The sequence below is a fragment of the Nocardiopsis prasina DSM 43845 genome (assembly GCF_000341265.1).
GTDB lineage: Bacteria > Actinomycetota > Actinomycetes > Streptosporangiales > Streptosporangiaceae > Nocardiopsis > Nocardiopsis prasina.
This window is the reverse complement of the sequence record NZ_ANAE01000046.1, coordinates 1-2,751: the sequence shown is the minus strand read 5'-3', so window position 1 is coordinate 2,751 and position 2,751 is coordinate 1. Positions and strand designations below refer to the sequence as shown.

Genomic DNA, 2,751 nt, shown 5'->3' with positions numbered 1-2,751 from the left:
CGCGTCGCCCCGCAGCCGCGACTGGCGGCAGAACGCGTCGGCGAGCTCGTAGGCGCTGCGGCCGCGGTCGGGGTCCTGCTCGCGGTCGCTGCGGGCGCGCACCGCCACGGCGCTCATCGCGAACAGTTCGGCGCCGATGTCGACCACGCGCGCGAGGAAGCCCTGCTTGTTCTCCAGCTTGCCCTGCCAGCGCGACATCGCGTAGAAGGTCGAGCGCGCCAGCTTGCGTGACGCGCGCTCGACGTAGCGCAGATGCCCGGCCAGCGGACCGAACTCGCCGAAGGAGCCCGGGCGCTGCCCCTCGCCGACCGCCAGGGTGGGCAGCCAGGTGGCGTAGAACCCGGTCGCTTTGGCGAACGCCCGCGCCTTGGCCCGGGCGTCGGCCTCGGGGTCGATGATGTCGCCGGCCACCGACAGGTGGGCGTCGACCGCTTCGCGGGCGATGAGCAGGTGCATGATCTCCGTGGAGCCCTCGAAGATCCGGTTGATGCGCAGGTCGCGCAGCGTCTGCTCGGCGGGGACGCCGCGTTCGCCGCGGGCGGCCAGCGACGCCGCGGTCTCGTAGCCCCGACCGCCGCGCAGTTGCACGAGTTCGTCGGCGACCTGCGATGCCATTTCGGAGCACCACAGTTTGGCGACGGCGGCCTCGATGCGGATGTCGTTGCGCTCGTCGTCGGCGAACTGGCCGGCCAGGTCCAGCATGGCGGTCATGGCGTAGGTGGTGGCCGAGACGAACGCGACCTTCTTGGCCACTTCCTCGTGCTCGCCGACCGGCCGGCCCCATTGGACCCGCTCGCGCGCCCATTCGCGCGCGGCCTTCGTGCACCACTTGCCAGCGCCGACGCACATCGCGGGCAGCGACAGGCGGCCGGTGTTCAGCGTGGACAGTGCGATCTTGAGGCCCTTGCCCTCCGCGCCGATCCGGTTCTCGGCGGGCACGCGCACGCGGTGGAACCGGGTCACGCCGTTCTCCAAACCGCGCAGGCCCATGAACGTGTTGCGGTTCTCGACGGTGATGCCTTCGGAGCCGCTTTCGACGACGAAGGCGGAGACGCCGCCGCGGTGCCCGTCCGTTTCGGGTACCCGTGCCATGACCACCATCAGGTCGGCGACCACGCCGTTGGTCGTCCACAGTTTCACGCCGTCGAGCAGGTAAGCGGAGCCGTCCTCGACCGGTGTCGCGGTGGCGTGCAGCCGCGCCGGATCGCTGCCGACGTCGGGCTCGGTGAGCAGGAACGCGCTGATGTCCGTCGTGGCGCAGCGGGGCAGGAAGGCGCGTTTCTGCGCCTCGGAGCCGAACATCCGCAGCGGCTGGGGGACGCCGATGGACTGGTGTGCCGACAGCAGGGCACCGATGGCGGGGCAGACCGAGCCGACGAGGGTGAGGGCCCGGTTGTAGTAGAGCTGGCTGAGCCCCAGTCCGCCATAGGCCCGCGGGATCTTCATGCCCAGCGCCCCCAGCTCCTTGAGGCCGCGCACGACCTCGTCGGGGATGCGGTCCTCGCGTTCGATGCGGTGGGCGTCGATCGTGGAGCAGAAGTCGCGCAGCCGGGCCAGGAACTCCTCGCCCTCCTGTACCGATTCGGACGAGGGGAGCGGGTAGGGGTGGATCAGGTCCATGCGTAGCCGGCCCAGGTAGAGCTCTTTGCCGAAGCTGGGCTTGCGCCATTCGGTGTCGCGGGCGGCCTCGGCCACGGCTCGGGCCTGCCGCCCGTCGACGTGCTCGGCAGCGGTATCGCGGTTCACCGCGGTCATGTCGTCGGATCACCTCACCAGCACAGCGTGGCGCCACGGTGACTGTGGCCTGCCTCACACTCCTACCCGTCGGTAGACGGGGTGAAGCATGGGACCGCGACCGGCGCCGCCGGCCCGCCGCACCCGGCAGCCAGCAGGGCGCTACCTCCAAGCCCGGTCCTTCAGGTCCGGGTCACGTTGACGACGCGGCATGCAGCGGGATCCGCACCGTGACCGTGGTGCCTTCCCCCGGCGTCGAGTCCAGGTCGACCCCGCCGCCGTGCGCGTCGGCGATGGCGTGCACGATCGACAGGCCCAGTCCGCTGCCGCTGCCCGGCGTGCGGTTGCTGCGGTAGAAGCGGTCGAAGGCGCGCCCCAGGTCCTCGGTCACCATTCCCGGACCGCGGTCGGCGACCTCCAGCACGGCGGTCTCGCCTTCCGAACGCAACCGGACGACCACCGGTGTTTCCTCGTGGGTGTGCTCGCGGACGTTGGCCAGGAGGTTGGCCAGGATCTGGCGCAACCGGGCTTCGTCGGCGTCGCACCACAGTTCCCCGGGCGCCTCCAGCGTGATCTCGCGTCCGGGCTCCAGGGCACGCGCGTCGCGCACGACTTCGCCGGCGAGCACGGTCAGGTCGGTCTCGCTGCGCTGCAGCGCGCCCGTGCGGTCCAGGCGCGCCAGCTCCAGCAGTTCGGCGACCAGTCGGCTCATGCGCCGGGACTCGTTCTCGACGCGTTCCATCGCCCCCGGCATCTCGCCGTCGGGGATGGCGCCCTGCCGGTACAGCTCGGCGTAGCCGCGGATGGTGGTCAGTGGAGTGCGCAGCTCATGCGAAGCGTCGGCGGCGAAGGACCGCACCCGCTCCTCCGACGCGCGCTGGGCGGCGAAGGAGTCCTCGATGCGCTGGAGCATGGTGTTGATGGCCGCCGCCAGCCGCCCGGCCTCGCTGTGCGAACCCGGCCCCGGCATCCGCACCGACATGTCCGAGCCCACGCTGATGCGGTTGGCGGTGGTGG

The 2,751-nt window shown here is 71.5% G+C and carries 2 protein-coding genes; both read right to left on the bottom strand.

Features of this window, described 5'->3' with window-relative positions; translation table 11 throughout:
• The coding region (locus D452_RS0101255; protein ID WP_017542349.1) for an acyl-CoA dehydrogenase family protein at positions 1 to 1,755 on the bottom strand (1,755 nt) is incomplete at its 3' end.
• 172 nt (positions 1,756 to 1,927) lie between these two features.
• The coding region (locus D452_RS0101250; RefSeq protein WP_017542348.1) for a sensor histidine kinase at positions 1,928 to 2,751 on the bottom strand (824 nt) is incomplete at its 5' end.